The organism is Paraclostridium benzoelyticum (assembly GCF_001006285.1).
Lineage (GTDB): Bacteria > Bacillota > Clostridia > Peptostreptococcales > Peptostreptococcaceae > Paraclostridium > Paraclostridium benzoelyticum.
Genome location: NZ_LBBT01000246.1, coordinates 1 through 2553 on the forward strand (window position 1 = coordinate 1; position 2553 = coordinate 2553).

Below are 2553 nucleotides of genomic sequence, written 5' to 3' on the forward strand. Positions count from 1 at the left end.
AAAATGAACTTACATAATCTAGTTATTATAGCAAAGAGGATACACCTGTTCCCATTCCGAACACAGAAGTTAAGCTCTTTAGCGCCGATGGTACTTGGTGGGAAGCTGCCTGGGAGAGTAGGACGTAGCTAGGTGATGTGCCGAAGTGGCGGAACTGGCAGACGCACAGGACTTAAAATCCTGCGGGACTTACCTCTCGTACCGGTTCGATTCCGGTCTTCGGCACCATTTTAATAAAACATCGCGGGGTGGAGCAGTTGGCAGCTCGTCGGGCTCATAACCCGAAGGTCGCAAGTTCGAGTCTTGCCTCCGCAACCATTAAAATTTTATAAGGCCCATTGGTCAAGCGGTCAAGACACCGCCCTTTCACGGCGGTAACAGGGGTTCGATTCCCCTATGGGTCACCAATTAAATATGCGGGTGTAGCTCAATGGTAGAGTTCCGGCCTTCCAAGCCGGCTGTGAGGGTTCGATCCCCTTCACCCGCTCCAGAATAAACATGGGACTATAGCTCAGCTGGGAGAGCACCTGCCTTACAAGCAGGGGGTCACAGGTTCGAGCCCTGTTAGTCCCACCAATTGCGGCCTGGTAGTTCAGCTGGTTAGAATGCCAGCCTGTCACGCTGGAGGTCGAGGGTTCGAGTCCCTTCCAGGTCGCCAAAATAATTAAATACGCGGGAATATGGCTCAGTTGGTAGAGCAATTGACTGTTAATCAATGGGTCACAGGTTCGAGTCCTGTTATTCCCGCCAATATGCTAGTGTGGCTCAACGGTAGAGCAGCTGACTTGTAATCAGCAGGTTGTAGGTTCGATTCCTATCACTAGCTCCAACGTGGAGGATTTCCCGAGCGGCCAAAGGGGGCAGACTGTAAATCTGTTGTCACTGACTTCGGTGGTTCGAATCCACCATCCTCCACCAACTTAATAATTTGCGCGGGTGTAGCTCAATGGTAGAGTTCCGGCCTTCCAAGCCGGCTGTGAGGGTTCGATCCCCTTCACCCGCTCCAAAACAACATACAATGTGGGTGCATAGCTCAGCTGGATAGAGCAACGCCCTTCTAAGGCGTGTGTCCGGGGTTCGAATCCCTGTGCGCTCACCACATTTATAGGGGATTCGCCAAGTCGGTAAGGCATAGCACTTTGACTGCTACATGCGTAGGTTCGAGTCCTGCATCCCCTGCCAAGTAAATAAAATGATCCATTAGCTCAGTCGGTAGAGCACCTGACTTTTAATCAGGGTGTCCCGCGTTCGAGTCGCGGATGGATCACCAATGGAGAGGTGTCCGAGTGGTTTAAGGAGCTGGTCTTGAAAACCAGTGACTCCGAAAGGGGCCGTGGGTTCGAATCCCACCCTCTCCGCCAAATTAATATGGAGAAGTACTCAAGTGGCTCAAGAGGATCCCCTGCTAAGGGATTAGGCTGGGTTAACCGGTGCGAGGGTTCGAATCCCTCCTTCTCCGCCAATAATTGACGAGGTGTAGCGCAGTTTGGTAGCGCACGTGGTTTGGGACCATGGGGCCGGGGGTTCGAGTCCCTCCACCTCGACCAATAATGTGGACCTTTAGCTCAGTTGGTTAGAGCGCCCGGCTCATAACCGGTAGGTCCGGGGTTCGAGTCCCTGAAGGTCCACCAAAAAATGCATAGGGGTGTAGCTCAGTTGGTAGAGCGTCGGTCTCCAAAACCGTGCGCCGGGGGTTCGAGTCCCTCCACCCCTGCCACTAAAACAATTATATAAATAAGATTATATCGAGGTGTAGCGCAGTTTGGTAGCGCACGTGGTTTGGGACCATGGGGCCGGGGGTTCGAGTCCCTCCACCTCGACCAATTGGGGGCCTATAGCTCAGGTGGTTAGAGCGCACGCCTGATAAGCGTGAGGTCGCTGGTTCGAGTCCAGCTAGGCCCACCAGAAATGCCCAGATAGCTCAGTCGGTAGAGCAGGGGACTGAAAATCCCCGTGTCGGTGGTTCGATTCCGCCTCTGGGCACCATTTATATAACTGTGGCGGTATAGCTTAGTTGGCTAGAGCGTTCGGTTCATACCCGAAAGGTCACAGGTTCGACTCCTGTTACCGGTACCATCTAAGAAATATAATTAAACACATTTAAGAACTTTGAAAATTAAACAGTAGGTTAATTATATAAATTCTTTTTTAAAAGAATTAAACACAAACAACCAAGCCAGATATTCAGATAATGATTAGCTGAGCGATGGACAACTTTTTAAATTATATTTGAGAGTTTGATCCTGGCTCAGGATGAACGCTGGCGGCGTGCCTAACACATGCAAGTCGAGCGATCTCTTCGGAGAGAGCGGCGGACGGGTGAGTAACGCGTGGGTAACCTGCCCTGTACACACGGATAACATACCGAAAGGTATACTAATACGGGATAACATACGAAAGTCGCATGGCTTTTGTATCAAAGCTCCGGCGGTACAGGATGGACCCGCGTCTGATTAGCTAGTTGGTAAGGTAATGGCTTACCAAGGCAACGATCAGTAGCCGACCTGAGAGGGTGATCGGCCACACTGGAACTGAGACACGGTCCAGACTCCT

Annotated in this window: 22 tRNA genes and 2 rRNA genes; all 24 read left to right on the plus strand. The window is 51.4% G+C overall.

What is annotated here, in order from left to right:
- Nucleotides 1–17 precede the first annotated feature (17 nt).
- Nucleotides 18–134, plus strand: a 5S ribosomal RNA gene (rrf, locus tag VN21_RS12330).
- Nucleotides 135–139: 5 nt separating this feature from the next.
- Nucleotides 140–228, plus strand: a tRNA-Leu gene (locus VN21_RS12335).
- A gap of 14 nt (nt 229–242) precedes the next feature.
- A tRNA-Met gene (locus VN21_RS12340) sits at nt 243–318 on the plus strand.
- A 14-nt stretch (nt 319–332) separates the two neighbouring features.
- A tRNA-Glu gene (locus VN21_RS12345) sits at nt 333–407 on the plus strand.
- A gap of 9 nt (nt 408–416) precedes the next feature.
- Nucleotides 417–490 (plus strand) — tRNA-Gly (locus VN21_RS12350).
- Between the two features lie 10 nt (nt 491–500).
- Nucleotides 501–576, plus strand: a tRNA-Val gene (locus VN21_RS12355).
- A 5-nt stretch (nt 577–581) separates the two neighbouring features.
- Nucleotides 582–658: transfer RNA gene (locus VN21_RS12360), tRNA-Asp, on the plus strand.
- A gap of 16 nt (nt 659–674) precedes the next feature.
- A tRNA-Asn gene (locus VN21_RS12365) sits at nt 675–750 on the plus strand.
- Between the two features lie 4 nt (nt 751–754).
- Nucleotides 755–829, plus strand: a tRNA-Thr gene (locus VN21_RS12370).
- Nucleotides 830–833: 4 nt separating this feature from the next.
- A tRNA-Tyr gene (locus VN21_RS12375) sits at nt 834–918 on the plus strand.
- A 14-nt stretch (nt 919–932) separates the two neighbouring features.
- Nucleotides 933–1006 (plus strand) — tRNA-Gly (locus tag VN21_RS12380).
- Between the two features lie 16 nt (nt 1007–1022).
- Nucleotides 1023–1099: transfer RNA gene (locus VN21_RS12385), tRNA-Arg, on the plus strand.
- A gap of 7 nt (nt 1100–1106) precedes the next feature.
- Nucleotides 1107–1182: transfer RNA gene (locus VN21_RS12390), tRNA-Gln, on the plus strand.
- A gap of 12 nt (nt 1183–1194) precedes the next feature.
- Nucleotides 1195–1270 (plus strand) — tRNA-Lys (locus tag VN21_RS12395).
- Nucleotides 1271–1272: 2 nt separating this feature from the next.
- Nucleotides 1273–1361, plus strand: a tRNA-Ser gene (locus VN21_RS12400).
- 9 nt (nt 1362–1370) lie between these two features.
- Nucleotides 1371–1462, plus strand: a tRNA-Ser gene (locus VN21_RS12405).
- A gap of 8 nt (nt 1463–1470) precedes the next feature.
- Nucleotides 1471–1547 (plus strand) — tRNA-Pro (locus VN21_RS12410).
- Nucleotides 1548–1554: 7 nt separating this feature from the next.
- Nucleotides 1555–1631 (plus strand) — tRNA-Ile (locus tag VN21_RS12415).
- A 10-nt stretch (nt 1632–1641) separates the two neighbouring features.
- Nucleotides 1642–1717, plus strand: a tRNA-Trp gene (locus VN21_RS12420).
- Between the two features lie 29 nt (nt 1718–1746).
- Nucleotides 1747–1823 (plus strand) — tRNA-Pro (locus VN21_RS12425).
- 5 nt (nt 1824–1828) lie between these two features.
- Nucleotides 1829–1905 (plus strand) — tRNA-Ile (locus tag VN21_RS12430).
- Between the two features lie 5 nt (nt 1906–1910).
- Nucleotides 1911–1986: transfer RNA gene (locus VN21_RS12435), tRNA-Phe, on the plus strand.
- A gap of 13 nt (nt 1987–1999) precedes the next feature.
- A tRNA-Met gene (locus VN21_RS12440) sits at nt 2000–2076 on the plus strand.
- A gap of 149 nt (nt 2077–2225) precedes the next feature.
- Nucleotides 2226–2553, plus strand: a 16S ribosomal RNA gene (locus tag VN21_RS12445); the annotation flags it as partial.